The 245-nt window shown below is 51.4% G+C and carries 1 protein-coding gene; it reads left to right on the forward strand.

Features of this window, described 5'->3' with window-relative positions:
• Positions 1-245: hypothetical protein (locus tag SB679_RS25800; protein WP_410705220.1), on the forward strand; the 245-nt coding region annotated here is incomplete at both ends.

A 245-nucleotide genomic window follows, 5' to 3' on the forward strand; every position in this document is an offset into this window, starting at 1 on the left:
GTAATGCTGAGCTGGCTACATTGGTGCTGCTTGACGAAATTGGCAATGAAATTCCTTATTTGACTGACGATCAGCATGGTATTCCAGGCGATAGTTTGGAAGTGTGGGCGGCGAAAAAGAAGCGTAACCATTTTGATTATTACCCCGTGGGCAGTTCGGATAGGGCGAGCGGGGTGCGAGGGGAAGAAGAGGGCAAGCGTTACGTCACTGTGTATGTGCATTCGAAGGTGGCGGAAGTGGCCAGG

The organism is Chryseobacterium sp. SIMBA_029 (genome assembly GCF_046535275.1).
GTDB lineage: Bacteria > Bacteroidota > Bacteroidia > Flavobacteriales > Weeksellaceae > Chryseobacterium.